The following is a 15,702-nucleotide window of genomic DNA, read 5'->3' as shown; positions in this document are numbered from 1 at the left end:
AATCCGGATAGATTTATCCTGTTGCCCCTCGGTTCAGGCTAAAACAGCGCTATATCGGGGCGGGCCAGCATCAGCCAGATAATGGCGAGCACCGCCAGAAAGGCCGGAAAACCGCAGGCAAACCAGATGCGAAACAAACGATGATGCGCAGCAGGCAAAGGTTCATCCTGCGCCACCGCTTGCCGTGCATAATCGCGCAGACGCGCCTGAATCCAAACGGCCGGCAGCCAAAACACCCCCGCCACGCCATAGAGCAGCAGCGACAGAACGATCCACCCCTCGGTCAGCGACCAACCCAGCCGCCACGCCAGCCAGGCACCAGTGATCGGCTGCACGATCACAGCAATTGTGGTGAACATGAGGTCCGCCAACACAACAATGCCAGCCGTGTGTGCGATAACACGCGGATCCCTGCTGCGGTGCGCCATCAGCATGAAAAACGCAATCCCAGCACCGGTGCCCAGCAATACGCAAGCGCCGATCACATGCAGCCAGCGCAGGATCAGGTCAGGATCCATCAGCGGCTCTCCAACATGGGCCATGCAATCAGCGACAGCATCATCGCCGGCAGGATCTTGACTAGTGGCCCAAGCGGGTCCCCCCACAAGGCGGGCACAGCCACAGTTGCGGCAAGCAGATAAAACCCGGCGACCATGACCTGAGCCAAGCAAACTCGTTTGGCCCAGGGCCGCACCAGCACGCCCAGCCCTAGGGCGATGTCCACCACGGACCAAAACACAACGCTGACCGCAGCCGCCGGGGCAGACCAGCCCGCATCAAGCAAAACTGACTTTGCTTGCGACAACCCGACCAGACCAAACAGACCGGACAACACCCAGAACAGGCACAACACCGATATCACCATGGGCATCAGCAGGGTCATGCGCGCCGTTAAACGATGTTCGCGGGCAGCAACCAATCCAGCATAGATGTCCTGCAAAGACGTCAACGACCGGCCGGTGGCTTGCCGATAGGGTTCTGGATCACCCACCACACCCTGCTCCATCACCGTCATCGCGTTGCTGCGCAAGGGCGAGCGCCACCCCAGCTGACCAAGAGCATCTGCCGCGCGCGCAATTCCACGCGTCAACATCTGCGGCATTTTCAAAGTGACCCGCGCCGCCGGAAACCCCAACCAACACCGCGTTTCTGCAAGCACTTCGGATAAAGGATGGGCTGTCTCTTCGACCAGATCATAGGTTCCCGGCTGAAGTGTGTCATCAATCGCCGATCCCACCGCACGGCACAGATCATCCATCCCCGTACACTGTAACGGCGTCGCCGGATACGCGATCGGCTGTGCAAAGGGGACGGCTGCCAGCATCCGCAGCAACGCCGTCCCACCATAGTCGTTCTGCCCGATTACCAGTCCGGGCTTGAGGATCCACACCCGCGCCCCACACGCGCGCAGCGCTGCATCACCAGCTGATTTCGTACGCATAAACCGGGTTGTTGCGTCCGGCTCTGCCCCGATGGCGGATATCTGAACAATCGCCACGCCGTATTGCGCGCTGGCGGCGCCCAAAGCGGCAATGGCCCGATGATGCACGGCCTCAAGATCATCGGCCCCGCCGTCCTGCAAGGCCCCGGCACAGTTTACAACCACATCAATGCCAGTCAGCGCGGCCTGCCAGTTCGACGGATTTTGCAGGGTTCTGAGGTCACCACTGATCAACTCGGCCCCCGGCAGAACTTTGGCACCGGTTTCGACATCGCGCACCATCCCCCTGACGCGCGCGCCGTCAACCCGGAGCGCGCGCATGACCGCTGCCCCGATAAACCCGTAAGCGCCCAGAACCAGGACGGTTTTTTCACTCACTGTCTGCTGCGGCATGATCACTCTGTTCCGTTTTGGCCAGCTTAGCCGAATGATATCGGCAGACCAGCGCCGTTGCTGGGTCTGCGACATCGGGACAGGTTATGGCAGCCTCAGCCTTTCGAGAACAATCCGCTCAGCGCGCGTTTGACCATGCCACGTGTCGAGGGCTTATGACGGGTTGAAAAAGGCAGCGGGCGACAGACCTCCATCGCGGCAACGCCAACACGGGCAGACAGTGCGCCATTGACCAGCCCTTCGCCAAATCGCCGGGACAGTTTGCTTAGAACCGAACCACCCAGAACCGGCTCCAGCAGATCATCCCCAACGGCGACGGCTCCGGTTGCGACCAGATGCACAAAGGCGGCCCGTGTCAGACGCCAACTGCCCAGAAATCCGGCCCGACCGCCATAGATTTCCGCGACCCGACGGATCATCCGCAACGAGGACGCAAGCGCCGTCACCACATCCGCAAGCGCCAGGGGGACCAGAGCGGTCACGGTTGCTACCTGCCGCGCGGCGGCTTCAACCTCGCGGCTGGCGGCGGCGTCCAGAGGGGCCAGCAGTTCATCCTCGGCCAGTGCAAACAGCCCGGAGGCATCAAATTGTTCTTCCATCCGCTCAGCCAGTCGGTCTCGGCCCCAACGGGTATCGTCACGCCCTTTGTAAAATGCGATCAGCCGGTTGGTTACCGCGCGGGCCTGCGCCAGATCAGCATCAGCCAGTGCAGCGTCTGCCGAACGCCGCATGTTGTCGACCCGCGACAATCGGCCAATCGCCGCCAATTCCCGGACCGCGATGATAAGGGCGACAAAAACCAATGCGCCGATCAGGCCGGTCACGATCCCCCCCAGCAGCGGCGATCGTGTAACCAGAGACGTCGCGAAATCCCAGGCACTGACCGAGGCGATCGCCCCGATCACCGCCAGCGCCAGCCCCCAGAACCACCGTGACAGAACCGAGGGTTTGCGCGCAGCAATCCGCGCCGCTGTCTGCATGGCCTGACCCTGCGGCGGGGCAATATCGGGAACCGGCGGGGCCGCTGACACATCCACGGCAGGCTCCTGATCATCGTCGAGGTCTATCAGAACCGGGCCTTTAGCCATTGACCATTCCCTCTCTTTGCCATGTGAACTTGATATCCGGCAGGTTCTCGTCATTCTGCGCACCATCGCTACGGGCGGCTTCAACAAAGCCGTTGCGCGCATAGAAACGACAGGCCGGTTCGTTGGCCTGAAAGGCAAACAGTGACAGCGTATCGCGTTGCGACTTGGCCCGGTCCAGCAATTGTCGGCCAATCCCGTGCCCCCGCGCCTGCGCGGTCAGGTAGAGGGAGTGAATTTCAGATCCTTTCAGCGCGAGAAACCCAACCACTTTGTCATCACGAACGGCAACCGTGACCCACCCCCGATCAATCATTGAACCACAAAAAGAGATCGTCTCGGCGCAGGAATGCAGTTCAGGCATCCAGACGTTCTCGCGCGCAAAACCATGCAGGATCGTGCCGGTTGCCCCGGCGTCCGTGCTGCGCGCGGGCCTTAGGTTGACGGTCACAGGCGATCTCCAATCAGGAACTGTGCGGCGCGGTCCAGACGGATATGGGGCGGGCCATCGCCGGGCCGCAGCGTCAATTGTGCGGGCGCAAAGGCCATGAACCCATAATCCTCCCCCAGCCACCCCTCCGCCCCATCGCGGGCCGGAGTCAGCAGATGCGCGGGGTCTTCGGGCAGATCACCGGGATAGAAGGCAGCCATTTTTCCGCTGTCCAGCAAAGTGCCACGCACACAGGGCAACTCCGCGCCATTGTGGCTGCGCATTTCTTCGGTCGTAGCCCGTAACGCCGCAAGGGACAGCGCTGTGGTTTCGGCCCCCGCGAACTTGGCACGGTCGCGGGCCTCGCGCGTCAAAGCCTCCATAATCGCGGTCAGGCGGGGGTGCTGCAAGTGATGCAGATGATCGGCCTTGGTGGCGGCAAAGAGGATGCGTTCGACCCGCTTGCCCAGCAACAGCTGGCTCAGCCAGGCATTCCGACCCGGTCGAAAGGCCGACAGGATATCACCCATTGCCCGACGCATATCCTCGACCGCTTGCGGGCCTTTGTGGATCGCGCCCAGCGCATCAACCAGAACAACCTGCCGGTCGATCCGGGCAAAGTGATCCCGAAAGAACGGTTTCACGACCTGCGCTTTGTAGGCCTCATAGCGGCGCTCCATCTCGCGGTGCAATGTGCGGCGGCGAGACGAGCCCGCGACGGGCAGCGGAGCAAAGGTCAGAACCGGCGAGCCCGCCAGATCACCCGGCAACAGGAAACGCCCCGGCGTGCAGTCATAGAACCCGGCATCCCGCGCTGTATTGAGATAGGTCGTAAAGGCAGCTGCCAGCGCCTGCGCGGTTGTTTCCTCATGCGATGCGGCCGGATCGGTGGTGCGGGCAAGCGCAAGATAATCCTGCGCCTCAGCCCGTTTCTCAATACGGTCCAGCGTTTCCTGCGACCAGACCTCATAGGATTTTTCCAGCAATGCCAGATCAAGCAGCCACTCACCGGGATAGTCGACGATATCAAGGTGCACGGTTCGAGGTCCCTGCAATCCCGCCAACAGACCCGCGGGGCGTGCCTTGAAGGACAAGCGCAGCTCTGACACCGCGCGCGTGCTCTCGGGCCAGTGCGGCGCGGAGCCAGTTAGGGCCGCCATATGCGCTTCGAAGTCAAAGCGCGGCACGGTGTCATCTGGTTGCGGTTGCAGATAGGCGGCGCTGATGCGGCCTTCCTGTTGGGCAGCCAGCCCGGTCATGCGCCCACGGTCCAGCAGGTTGGCGACCAACGATGAGATGAACACCGTCTTGCCGGAACGCGCCAATCCCGTGACACCCAACCGGATGACCGGCTCGAACAGCGTTTCAGACACCCGGTCACCCACGGATTCGACACCGCGCACAAGACTGTCTGCCAATGATGAGATGACCAAGCCGCCGCCCCGCAATTATCGTTTGCTCCAAGATAGGTAGAGGGCGCAGAACTTGCCAGAGCTTTTGCCGAACCACCCTTGCCCGGGCGCGTCCGGCGCGATACCAGCAGCCCATGCCCAGATACGCGCTCAAAGTTGAATACCAGGGGGAACCGTTTGCCGGGTGGCAGCGGCAAAAAGAGCTGCCGTCGGTTCAGGGAGCCATAGAACAGGCGCTGTCCCGCATCCAGCCGGGCGAACATACAATCGCCGCCGCCGGTCGAACAGACGCTGGTGTGCATGCGCTGGGACAAGTGGCCCATTGCGATCTGGTCAAAGATTGGGATCCCTTTCGCCTGTCTGAGGCGCTGAACTATCACCTTAAGCCGCAGCCCGTCGCCATTGTGGCGGCAGCGCTGGTGGATGATGACTGGCATGCGCGTTTTACTGCATTGGAACGGCAATACCTGTTCCGCATCCTGATGCGCCGCGCACCGGCAACTCATGACAAGGGCCAGGTCTGGCAGATCAATCACAGGCTAGATGTGCAAGCCATGCAGGATGCGGCAGATATACTGATCGGGCGGCATGATTTCACCACCTTCCGCTCGTCCATCTGTCAGGCAGCGAGCCCGGTCAAAACGCTGGACGAATTGCGCGTCGAACAGGTTGTCGGCTTTTCCGGCCCAGAGGTGCATTTTCATGTCCGGGCCCGGTCGTTCCTGCACAATCAGGTCCGCAGTTTTGTCGGGACACTGGAACGCGTCGGCGCAGGTTCGTGGAGCCCCGACGATGTCCATGACGCATTGAAAGCGGCCGATCGCGCGGCCTGTGGGCCTGTCTGCCCACCGCAGGGCCTTTATCTGGCGCGGGTCGGATACCCTTATCCGGTCTTCGACTGACCTAGATCGCGCGGAGCAGAAGCCCGCCAGCAATCACCGCAATAATCAAACCAGCCGCCAGTTCAATGGTCGGCGCCAGCACGGATGCAAACCGCGTCGCTGAGGCCGAGGCCAGCAGCCCTCCGCGCAATCCAAACGAGGTCCACCCCACAAGGGTCGTCACCAGCGCGGTGCCCAGCGCCATGGCAAAAGCCCCGGCAATACCGACGGCGGCAATCCCCATCTGCCACGTCAGGATCAGCACGAATAACGCACCCGTGCAGGGGCGCGCTGCAATCCCCGCGATCAGTAACAGCGCCTCACGCAGAGTTCCAACCTGTGCCACCTCTTCAGCCGTTGGAGCATGACGATGACCGCATTCCGAGCAGGTTCCATGGTCGTGGTGATGGTGGTGATGGCCATCCTTGGGCTGGGCGGGCATTCGACGCCGGAATCCCCGGATGGCTCGAAATACCAGCCAAAACCCAATCGCCGCAATCGCAGCATAGCTGATCGGGGCCATCACCTGCTCGGTGGTTCCTACAAGGCTCTCACGCGACATCTGGAAAATCAGAACGCCTGTATAGACCAGCACAATCGCCGTCACGGCCTGCCCCAGGCTGGATAGAACGCTGATGGCGGACAAGCGCCAGAAAGCCACTTGCCGACCCAACCCGTAACCGCCGATCAGAACCTTGCCGTGACCGGGGCCGATCGCGTGAAAGAACCCATAGGCGAAGCAGACAGTCAAAACAGTTGCAACCGCTTCCGGGTGCTCGGCCCGAGCGGCGCGCAGGGACCGGGCAATCTGGTTCTGAAACTCGCGCTGCTCGCCAGCCGCCCATGCGGCCAGTTGGTCAAAACCACCGCTGCCCCAGAACCAGAGAAGCAATCCAATGGCGAGCGCAACAGGTACGATCAGGTATTTGGACATGACACGCGTATCTCAGCCGCAAACTCTTCGCCGACCAAAGGAATGTCATTCTCCTCAAGGTCATAGCTGGCATCCAGCGTGCGCAGGAAGGCCTGCATCTGGGCAAGCTGACCGTCAATATCAGGATCGATGCGTTCGATCGTGCAGGACACCGGCCCGGTGACCGTCACCGGGCGCGTGATCTCATATGCGGTATAATAGCTTTCATCAAACGCCTTGGCCGACAGCTTGGCGGTTGGGACTGCACCAGCTTCGACCGCGCGCAGATGGCTGGTCACGATCCGGCCATCCTCGGTGGTTGCGGTCGGCTCAGTCGGGCCGGATAGGGCAACGATTTCTCCACCGGACCTGACGACCAGATCGCCGTTATATCCATCCACCCATTCTGCGTCGAAACCCGACAGGAACCGCTTCTCACCCTCGGTCAATACACCATCGCCATCCTGATCCAGCCTCATGTCTTCGAGGATCAACAGCGAATAGAGATCATCATAGGCCCAGGTCACCCGGACATGGGTCAGCTGCCCCTTCTCATCGACAAAGAACTCTAACCCGGTGTCGATAAAGACATGCGGATGGGCCACTGCCGGAATGGGCAGGCAGCAGGTCAGGAGTGTTGTCAGCCAGCGCATGCCGGGAAGATAGGGCGCGTAATGGGCGGCGGCAATGTGTTTCCGCAACGCAGCGCAAAAACCCGCCAGCGCGTCTCAGCCCGGAGGGAACAGCACCAGTGTCTGCAACGCTGATCCCACGGGCCCTTCGGTGTCAAAAAGAATTGATTGCGACATTCCAATGCCCGAGCCCTGCCAATGGGATACAGAATCTGCGGCCAACCAGTCTGAAACAGGCTCGCGATGAATCTGTACCGTTAGGTCAGTGTTCATAAACCCCATCTCGGTCGTGGCAGCGTTCAGGGAAATCCCATTGCCACAATCGGCCAACGGGCAAAGCGACTGGATCGGCGAAGGTGTTTCCCCCTGCAACAGGGGCGGCGTGCGCATCCAGATGGTTTTTGGGCCATACTCCTGATTGCCCCCTTCAGGATAAGCAACTTGCGTCAAATGGGCGAAACAGGTCAGGTCATGGCGCATCTGTCGGATCGGGAACGGACCGTCCACCACGTTTTCAAGGCGCGGTGGCCGGATACTGACATTCGGCACGTCTGTCAGCTGTTTCCGGACCAGATGCATGGTAGTTGCCGTCGCACAAAGCGTATCATCCAGATCATGCACGGTAATGCGCGTGGTCCCCACTGTACGGGTATGGCGCGTTGTCTCTGCTGCGACCCGCAAGCCAGCCAGCGGCAGAGGGCGCAGCAAATCGATGGTCAGCCGTGTCAGCATCTTTTCAGGGCCGATTTCAATTTCGGCTGCGCGGGCGATCAGACCTGCGACCGGCCCGGCATGGCAGTGATCGGCAGACCATGGCCCGCGCGCGGCATCGTTGCCGACAAAAGCCCCGTCATCATTTGTACAAAAGAAGGCCTGCTCGTTCAGGTCGGGTTGCATCATGTTGTCCTGCAGCTCAGACTTTTTCCTGCGTGTATTTTTTCAGCTCGGCTCGCGCAACCTGACGGCGATGGACCGCATCGGGACCATCCGCCAGCCGCAATGTCCGCACATGGGTCCAGGCGGCAGCCAGCGGGGTATCCTGGCTGATCCCCTGCGCGCCGAACATCTGCACCGCCTCGTCGATAACCTTGAGCGCGACGCGCGGCGCAATGACCTTGATCTGGCTGATCCAGGGCGCGGCGGCCCGCGCATCGCCCTGATCCATATACCAAGCGGTTTTGAGGCAAAGCAGCCGCGTCATTTCGATCTCCATCCGGCATTCCGCGATGATGTCGAAATTTGCCCCAAGCTGCGCCAGTTTCTTCCCAAACGCTTCGCGTTGCAGGGAGCGTTTGCACATTTGCTCTAATGCGGCCTCGGCCTGCCCGATCGCGCGCATACAGTGATGGATACGGCCCGGACCCAGACGGCCCTGCGCAATCTCAAACCCGCGCCCTTCACCCAACAGAATACTTTCAGCCGGAACGCGCACACCTGTGAACCGGATATGCATATGCCCATGCGGCGCATCATCGTGGCCATAGACTTCCATGGGCCGCAGAATCTCGATCCCCGCAGTGTCCGCAGGCACAACAATCATCGAGTGCCGCTTGTGAACAGGCAGGCTGTCATCGCCGGTTTTGACCATCACGATATAGACCCGGCACCGCGGATCACCGGCGCCCGATGACCACCATTTTTCACCGTTCAGAACATAGGACGCGCCGTCGCGTATGCAGGACATTGAAACATTGGTTGCATCAGATGAGGCGACATCGGGCTCGGTCATAAGATAGGCGGACCGGATTTCGCCCCCCAGCAACGGCCGCAGCCACTGCTCCTTCATCTGTGCCGAGCCGTAGCGTTCGAAGACCTCCATATTCCCGGTGTCAGGCGCCGAGCAGTTGAACACCTCGGCCCCCAACGGGGTCTTGCCCATTTCTTCGGCGAAATGGGCATATTCAACTGTGGTCAGCCCAAGCCCCTTTGCGCTGTCGGTCAGCCAGAAGTTCCACAACCCGGCGGCTTTGGCACGGGCCTTCAACCCTTCGAGGATATCTGCCTGCCGCTTGGTGTATTGCCAGCGATCCCCCTTTGCGATCTCTGCCTGATAGGCGTCTTCCAGCGGAATAATCTCATCGCGGATCATATCTTTAACACGCTGCAACAGCGCGCTGTTTTCCTCGCGCAGGCCAAACGACATCATGATGAAATCCCTCCTTCGGCGCACCTGTCGGGCTTTACCTTTGGTCCGAGGATGGCTTAGCTGCGGTGATCATGTCCAGTTGTGTGACGGAACGTCACTGGCATGCGTTTGAACTGAAGGACTGCAAATATGGCGCTGTTGATTGAAACCGGGTCGTCGGGCTGGATGACCAATTCGGAAATCGCCGATCAGCTGCGAGAGCAGGCACCGCATCTGGATATCCGCACACCCGACACGCTTGGCGATCCGGCCCAGATTACTATGCTGGCCCTGTCCAGGTTCAGCGCCGACCAGCCCAAAAAGCTGCCCAATCTGAAACTGGTGCAAAAGCTTGGCGCCGGTGTCGAGACCATCTTGCGCAACCCCGGCCTGCCCGATCATGTCAGGGTCACGCGGCTGAAGGCGGATGCCCCCGCGCAAGGCATTGCCGAGTGGTTTCTGGCCTATATCCTGCGTCAGCAACGGCATCTTTCGTTCTACGAGATGGCTCAGGCACAGGCGCAATGGAGCCCGAAAGAACCGGTCTTCACCCCCAGCTCCACTGTTGGCATTCTGGGTCTTGGCCACATTGGCGGCTGCGTGGCGCGCATGTTGCGCGCGGTGGGTTTTCAGGTGATGGGGTGGAGCCGCTCGCCCAAGTGCATCGAAGGCATAACCTGCCTGCATGGTCAGGACGCGCTGCCCGAGATTTTGGGCCAATGCGACCATATCTGTGCCGTCCTGCCGTCGACACCTGACACAATCGGCCTGCTTGATGAACAGATGCTGGCGGTAATGAAACCCGGCAGCCAGTTGCTGAATGCGGGGCGGGGCGATCTAATCGACGAAGACGCACTGATCACCGCGCTGGACCGCGGCACACCCGGCCATGCGGTGCTGGATGTCACCTCAACCGAGCCTCTGCCCGCAGACAACCCGTTGTGGCACCACCCCGGCGTAACGATCACACCGCATGTGTCCGGCTGGCATCTGGGGGATGCGCTGGCAGATGTGGCCGAGAATTTTGACCGGCTGAGCACCGGTGCCGACCTGCTGCACGAGGTCGACAGGGCGCGCGGGTACTGAAACCGTCAGGGCGTCAGCAACCAGTTGCCATCGGCATCCTTGCACTGCCGCGTTCTGATTTCGCGGGTCGCATCCGCGCCTTCGGGCTGGATGAAATGCTGAAGGTGGACGCAATTGCCCTGCACATCGCGTATCCGAATTGTTCCCTTTGATCCGGTCTGATCATTCACCCAGCTCTGTTCGCGACCCGCACTGGGCGTACCACCCGTCAGCAAAGTGGTGGACGCGGCGCTGAGAACTTCGAAATCCGCAGGGCTCAGCCCCGTCTCTGCGATGATCCGTGACAGGGATTTGGCCTGCGCCATCCCTGCCCCACCGGCAAGCATCGTGGCAATCAATGCACCTGAAACCCAAGCTTTCATGCTGGCCTCACTGTTTTGAAATACGTTTACGCTCAAGGATATACCGCAGCGGCGGCGCGGCCAAGCCCCGCGCGCTCACCTTCAAAATATCCCGAACAATCCTATCGCAAGGCCAGCGCTAGGAGCGCGTATCTATTCCCGGCATAGTGCCGCAGAAACGAACCCGAGGCACCAGATGGCACATCCCAAGTACTATGCACCCACCGGCGGGCACCCAGGTCAGGATCAGCTGTTGACCGACCGTGCCATGTTTACGGATGCCTATGCGGTAATTCCCAAAGGCACGATGCGCGACATTGTCACCAGCTATCTGCCGTTCTGGGAAGGGACGCGGTTGTGGGTTCTCTCTCGCCCGCTGAGCGGTTTTGCCGAAACATTCTCGCAATACATCATGGAAGTTCAGCCCAACGGCGGCAGCAACCGCCCTGAGACCGATCCAAAGGCCGAGGGCGTGATCTTTGTCGTCGAAGGGGCGGTGACGCTGACCATCGCTGGCGTCGAGCATATTCTGGAGAGCGGCGGTTATGCCTATATCCCTCCGCAAACTGAATGGGTGTTGCACAATCGCGGGGATGCAGTTGCGCGCTTTCATTGGATACGCAAGGCCTATGAGGCGGTCGAGGGTCTGCCGGCCCCGGACCCGATTGTCACCAACGAACGGGACATCGCGCCAACCCCGATGCCGGGAACCGAAGGACGCTGGTCGACAACACGGTTTGTTGACCCGCAGGACCTGCGCCACGACATGCATGTGACCATCGTGACGTTCGAACCCGGAGGCGTGATCCCGTTTGCAGAAACGCATGTGATGGAACATGGGCTGTATGTTCTGGAAGGAAAAGCGGTCTACAGGCTCAATCAGGACTGGGTCGAGGTTGAGGCTGGCGACTATATGTGGCTGCGCGCCTTTTGCCCGCAGGCCTGTTACGCCGGGGGGCCGGGCCGGTTCCGATATCTGCTGTATAAGGATGTAAACCGGCATATGCCGCTGACATTGGGCGGGCGATAAAGTTCAAATTCTGGCGGCGGGGGTTCACAGCCTCGCCAGAATTTGCTGAAATCGCTTTGAATTCTTATTTGCGAGTATTGGAGATAGGCCATGAAACTGCGCGCATCTTTATCGGCGCTTGCCGCAATCGCCGCATTGGCAGCCTTTGACATGACATCCGCAGCGGCCAAAGAGCCCACGAAATCCGTCTTTGTCATGAGCCGCACCTGGGCGGTGACGCAAATCTCGGACGCGCCGCTGGTGTATCGTGCCACGCGGGACAACAACAATCTGAACCCGTTTGGCCCTCCGCCACGGTTGCGGACCATTCAGGCCATCGCTGCGATTCAGCAGGCGACCGGATGCAAGGTGATCGCGCCCAGCATGTATCAGAACATTTCGGGCCAGTTCTTTTCGCAGGTCAGTTGCGGCTGATATTGGTACAATACTGTCATTGAGATCGCCTGACCTGCCTGCCATAGCTTGCGCATGAGACTCGCGATTAACGGATTCGGCCGCATCGGCCGCACGATTCTGCGACAGGTTCTGGCCCTGCGGCAGGACTCGGATATCGAGCTGGTGCTGATCAACGATATCGCACCGCTTGAGACCTGCGCCTATCTGTTCAAATACGACAGCACCTTTGGCCCCTACCCCGGTGAGGTTCACGCAAGCGATGCCGGGCTGAGTGTTGACGGGCGCGTCGTTCCTATGTCTCACAGCGCGGACCTGACCCGCGTAGACCTGACCGGCGTGGATGTCATGCTGGATTGCACTGGTATCGCGCGGACATCCGATGTGGCCAGTCGTGGGCTGACCGCGGGGGCCAAAAAAGTTCTGATTTCGGGCCCCTCACCTGCCGCCGAAACCACCATCGTTTTAGGTGCCAACGAAGAACAGCTTGGAACCGCACAGATCGTCTCAAACGCCTCTTGCACGACCAACGGCCTTGCGCCTTTGGTCAAGCTTCTGGATGGGCTTGGCGGCATCGTCTCGGGCCATATGACAACGATCCATTGCTATACCAACAGCCAGCCCATGGTTGACGCCCCGCGTGGCGACCTTGCGCGGTCGCGTGCGGGGGCAATGTCGATGGTGCCGACAACATCCAGCGCAACACATCTGATCGATGTGGTTCTGCCGCATCTGGCGGGGCGTATCTCGGGCGCGGCTGTCCGGGTGCCGACGGCCAGCGTATCCGCTGTGGATTTGGTTGTTACTTTGGCCGAACCCATGAGCGAAAATGCATTCCGCACCAGCCTGCGTCAGCAGGTTGAGGGCTCACCCGTGCTGGGCTGGACCGATATGCCGCTGGTCTCATCTGACCTGCGGGCGCGGCCTGAATCACTGGTGATCGCCGGGCCGGAAACCCGCATGGTCGGCCAACAACAGGTGCGGGTGTTCGGTTGGTATGACAATGAATGGGGATTCTCAGCCCGTATGCTGGATGTTGCCCGCCTGATGACGTCCAGCTAACCCGGCTGCGCCTCTATCACCTGACGGGGCGTGTCGAACCAGAATTCCTCAAGATTGGCACCGTCGCCGATCCGGTCAACCACGGCAAACAGACCGGGACCGTGCAAGGGCGTCAGCACACCATGCCACGTGCCACGGTGATAGTTCACCGCCTGCCCAGCCTGTGTGACAAAGGCACGCGGCACGCCCGGCCGTCCGCGTTCATCCGGTGAGACGATGATCAGAAAGGGTTGATGCGTCATAGGGATGAAAGCCTGACTGCCATCGGGGTGACGCTCGACCATATCCAGCTGATACGGCAAGGTGCGCGGGTTGGCGTTAAACAGGCTGATCCCGGCATGCCCGTCCGAGAAATCCAGCAGGGCACGGTCATGATACCGCCCGCACTGCCCCTGATTGATGATCTTGTCGGGCGTGCCAGCGATGTCGATCAGATCGCCAAAGGGCGCAAAGGCGTCCGCCGAAATTGGTTCGATCACGATTTTCTGACTCATGACGGCAATAGATCCCGCAACCGGAATTCGGCAATACGCTCGACTTGGCGACACGCTTCGGCGAACTCGGTGTCGCGGTCATGGTCGATGCGGCGCTGAAACGCCTGCAGGATCGAGGCCTTGTCATGGTCGCGCACGGCGATGATGAAAGGAAACCCGAATTTCTGGGTATACCGGGTGTTGAGATCGGTAAAGCTGGCCCGTTCTTCATCCGTCAGCGCGTCCAACCCTGCTGAAGCCTGTTCGGATGTACTCTCCTGCGTCAGGCGTTTCGCCTGCGCCAGCTTACCGGCCAGATCGGGATGCGCCGTCAGGACGCCCAACCGCTCGTCGTCCGAGGCAGAGCGGAAGGTGCGGGTCAGAGCGTTGTGCAGCCCCCCAGCCGTGTCATGTGCAGGACCCAACTCGAGATCATAGGCGCGTTCGGCAATCCAGGCCGAGTGCTCGAAGATGCCTCCATAAGTCTGCACAAACGCCTCCCTGCCCATCTGCGATGGCTTCGCGTGGTCTTGCGGGGGATGCGCAAGCGCCCAGTGTTCGGCAATCTGCAACCGGGTGGCGAACCAGACATCGGAAAACCCGCGTGCGTAGTCCAGAAACCGCCTGAGGGCCATGATACGACCGGGCCGACCAATCAGCCGGCAATGCAGACCGATCGATAACATCTTTGGCGCACCGGCCTCACCCTCAGCATACAGGGCATCAAAGCTGTCTTTGAGATAGGAGTAGAACTGATCGCCCGCGTTAAAGCCCTGCGGCGTTGCAAACCGCATATCGTTGCAATCCAGCGTATAGGGCACGATCAACTGATCCCGCCCGCCGGTCTGCATCCAATAGGGCAGATCATCCGCATAGGTATCTGCAACATAGGCAAAGCCGCCCTCTTCGCTGACCAGCCGAACGGTGTTGTCGGAACAGCGACCGGTGTACCAGCCGTGTGGCCGATCCCCGACGACCTCGGTATGCAGGCGGATCGTCTCGGCAATCTGCGCGCGCTCTTCCTCTTCGGGCATGTCTTTGTGTTCGACCCATTTCAGACCATGGCTGGCGATTTCCCAACCGGCCTCTGTCATCGCGGCGACCTGATCGGGTGAACGCGCCAGCGCCGTCGCCACACCGTAAACCGTAATCGGCAAATCCCGCATCAGCCGATGCAACCGCCAGAACCCGGCCCGCGCGCCGTATTCATAGATGGATTCCATATTCCAATGACGCTGCCCGGGCCATTGCGCGGCGCCGACGATTTCGGACAGAAACGCCTCGGACGCCGCATCCCCGTGCAAAACACAGTTTTCGCCACCTTCCTCGTAGTTCAGCACAATCTGAACGGCCAATTTGGCCCCACCGGGCCATTGCGCATCGGGCGGGTTGGCACCGTATCCGATCATGTCGCGGGGATAACGAGGGGGCTGCATGCTGTCTTTCGCCTTGATTTTGTTAAGTTAAGCACTCAATACCGCAGAAAATACGATACGATTATCAAATCAATCCGAACGCTGTTTCCATTTCTTTCTACGTTCCCAAAGTCTCGGCATTGAACCCAGACTGTGTCAAACGAAACCTGTTTGCCAAGTTGCGTGACCTGCGGCAAATCTGAAACTCAGCGATACGACAGGAGATCACGGTGGCCGGCTATCTGACAACCCATGTATTGGACACCGCACGGGGCTGCCCCGCGCAGGGGCTGAAAATCGCGCTGTATCGCGTGTCAGGCAATTCGCACAAAAAGCTGATTGAGATGGAAACCAATGCGGATGGCCGAACCGACAGCCCCATCCTGCCACAAGAGAAGTTCAAAACCGGGACCTATGAGTTGATCTTTTTTACCGGCGACTATCTGCGGGGAACGGGTCAGGCGACCGGCGACCCGCTGTTTCTGGATCAGATTCCGATCCGCTTTGGCATGTCGGATGCTGAGGCGCATTATCACGTGCCCCTGCTGCTGTCGCCCTTTGGCTATTCGACCTATCGCGGCAGCTGACCC

General features: G+C 60.3%; 18 protein-coding genes. 6 read left to right on the top strand and 12 right to left on the bottom strand.

What is annotated here, in order from left to right:
* Positions 1 to 38: 38 nt before the first annotated feature.
* The 5 genes from ACR0I7_RS10940 to ACR0I7_RS10920 form a co-directional block, all read right to left on the bottom strand.
* Positions 39 to 518 (bottom strand): DUF2269 family protein, encoded by a 480-nt coding sequence (locus tag ACR0I7_RS10940; RefSeq protein ID WP_480511171.1) that lies wholly within the window; start codon positions 516 to 518, stop codon positions 39 to 41.
* Positions 518 to 1,834 (bottom strand): SDR family oxidoreductase, encoded by a 1,317-nt coding sequence (locus ACR0I7_RS10935; RefSeq protein ID WP_480510892.1) that lies wholly within the window; start codon positions 1,832 to 1,834, stop codon positions 518 to 520. Before ACR0I7_RS10935 ends, ACR0I7_RS10940 begins: the two co-directional genes overlap by 1 nt.
* A 95-nt stretch (positions 1,835 to 1,929) precedes the next feature.
* A complete protein-coding gene (locus tag ACR0I7_RS10930) occupies positions 1,930 to 2,922 on the bottom strand; it encodes a YcjF family protein (RefSeq protein WP_480510891.1) in 993 nt (330 codons plus the stop codon).
* Positions 2,915 to 3,370: an N-acetyltransferase family protein gene (locus tag ACR0I7_RS10925; RefSeq protein ID WP_480510889.1), complete on the bottom strand. Its 456-nt coding sequence runs from the start codon at positions 3,368 to 3,370 to the stop codon at positions 2,915 to 2,917. Before ACR0I7_RS10925 ends, ACR0I7_RS10930 begins: the two co-directional genes overlap by 8 nt.
* Complete coding sequence (locus ACR0I7_RS10920) at positions 3,367 to 4,782, bottom strand: YcjX family GTP-binding protein (RefSeq protein ID WP_480510887.1); 1,416 nt, start codon at positions 4,780 to 4,782, stop codon at positions 3,367 to 3,369. The genes ACR0I7_RS10925 and ACR0I7_RS10920 overlap by 4 nt, the downstream gene beginning before the upstream one ends.
* A gap of 113 nt (positions 4,783 to 4,895) precedes the next feature.
* Here ACR0I7_RS10920 and truA point away from each other — a divergent pair, with 113 nt between their 5' ends.
* Positions 4,896 to 5,663 carry a tRNA pseudouridine(38-40) synthase TruA gene (gene truA / locus ACR0I7_RS10915; protein ID WP_480510885.1) on the top strand — a complete coding sequence of 256 codons (768 nt, stop codon included), beginning with the start codon at positions 4,896 to 4,898 and terminating at the stop codon, positions 5,661 to 5,663.
* 1 nt (position 5,664) lies between these two features.
* On the opposite strand, the gene ACR0I7_RS10910 is transcribed toward truA, so the two are convergent.
* The 4 genes from ACR0I7_RS10910 to ACR0I7_RS10895 all read right to left on the bottom strand — a co-directional run bounded on the left by ACR0I7_RS10910 (position 5,665) and on the right by ACR0I7_RS10895 (position 9,330).
* Positions 5,665 to 6,576, bottom strand: coding sequence for a nickel/cobalt transporter (locus ACR0I7_RS10910; RefSeq protein ID WP_480510883.1), 912 nt, complete (start codon positions 6,574 to 6,576; stop codon positions 5,665 to 5,667).
* Complete coding sequence (locus tag ACR0I7_RS10905) at positions 6,561 to 7,208, bottom strand: DUF1007 family protein (RefSeq protein ID WP_480510881.1); 648 nt, start codon at positions 7,206 to 7,208, stop codon at positions 6,561 to 6,563. The genes ACR0I7_RS10910 and ACR0I7_RS10905 overlap by 16 nt, the downstream gene beginning before the upstream one ends.
* Positions 7,209 to 7,283: 75 nt before the next feature.
* Positions 7,284 to 8,084 (bottom strand): thioesterase family protein, encoded by an 801-nt coding sequence (locus ACR0I7_RS10900; protein ID WP_480510879.1) that lies wholly within the window; start codon positions 8,082 to 8,084, stop codon positions 7,284 to 7,286.
* A gap of 16 nt (positions 8,085 to 8,100) precedes the next feature.
* On the bottom strand, positions 8,101 to 9,330 hold the full coding sequence (locus tag ACR0I7_RS10895; protein WP_480510877.1) for an acyl-CoA dehydrogenase family protein: 1,230 nt from the start codon (positions 9,328 to 9,330) through the stop codon (positions 8,101 to 8,103).
* 132 nt (positions 9,331 to 9,462) lie between these two features.
* Here ACR0I7_RS10895 and ACR0I7_RS10890 point away from each other — a divergent pair, with 132 nt between their 5' ends.
* Entirely contained in the window at positions 9,463 to 10,398 is a 936-nt protein-coding gene (locus tag ACR0I7_RS10890) for an NAD(P)-dependent oxidoreductase (protein WP_480510875.1), read from the top strand.
* Positions 10,399 to 10,403: 5 nt separating this feature from the next.
* On the opposite strand, the gene ACR0I7_RS10885 is transcribed toward ACR0I7_RS10890, so the two are convergent.
* Positions 10,404 to 10,760 carry a hypothetical protein gene (locus tag ACR0I7_RS10885; protein ID WP_480510873.1) on the bottom strand — a complete coding sequence of 119 codons (357 nt, stop codon included), beginning with the start codon at positions 10,758 to 10,760 and terminating at the stop codon, positions 10,404 to 10,406.
* 175 nt (positions 10,761 to 10,935) lie between these two features.
* Between ACR0I7_RS10885 and ACR0I7_RS10880 the strand changes: the two genes are divergently transcribed.
* From ACR0I7_RS10880 to ACR0I7_RS10870, 3 genes are all read left to right on the top strand, one after another.
* Complete coding sequence (locus ACR0I7_RS10880; protein ID WP_480510871.1) at positions 10,936 to 11,769, top strand: bifunctional allantoicase/(S)-ureidoglycine aminohydrolase; 834 nt, start codon at positions 10,936 to 10,938, stop codon at positions 11,767 to 11,769.
* A gap of 90 nt (positions 11,770 to 11,859) precedes the next feature.
* The gene (locus tag ACR0I7_RS10875) at positions 11,860 to 12,183 is read left to right on the top strand and encodes a hypothetical protein (protein WP_480510869.1); all 324 of its coding nucleotides are present in this window, start codon (positions 11,860 to 11,862) and stop codon (positions 12,181 to 12,183) included.
* Positions 12,184 to 12,237: 54 nt separating this feature from the next.
* Entirely contained in the window at positions 12,238 to 13,224 is a 987-nt protein-coding gene (locus ACR0I7_RS10870; protein WP_480510868.1) for a type I glyceraldehyde-3-phosphate dehydrogenase, read from the top strand.
* Here the strand turns inward: ACR0I7_RS10870 and ACR0I7_RS10865 are convergent.
* On the bottom strand, positions 13,221 to 13,718 hold the full coding sequence (locus ACR0I7_RS10865) for an ureidoglycolate lyase (RefSeq protein ID WP_480510866.1): 498 nt from the start codon (positions 13,716 to 13,718) through the stop codon (positions 13,221 to 13,223). The genes ACR0I7_RS10870 and ACR0I7_RS10865 overlap by 4 nt on opposite strands.
* A complete protein-coding gene (gene puuE / locus ACR0I7_RS10860) occupies positions 13,715 to 15,133 on the bottom strand; it encodes an allantoinase PuuE (RefSeq protein ID WP_480510864.1) in 1,419 nt (472 codons plus the stop codon). The genes ACR0I7_RS10865 and puuE overlap by 4 nt, the downstream gene beginning before the upstream one ends.
* Positions 15,134 to 15,342: 209 nt before the next feature.
* Between puuE and uraH the strand changes: the two genes are divergently transcribed.
* Positions 15,343 to 15,699 carry a hydroxyisourate hydrolase gene (gene uraH, locus ACR0I7_RS10855; protein WP_480510862.1) on the top strand — a complete coding sequence of 119 codons (357 nt, stop codon included), beginning with the start codon at positions 15,343 to 15,345 and terminating at the stop codon, positions 15,697 to 15,699.
* Positions 15,700 to 15,702: the final 3 nt, after the last annotated feature.

Source organism: Ruegeria sp. AM1, assembly GCF_056540745.1.
This window is presented reverse-complemented; position numbering and strand designations above follow the sequence as displayed.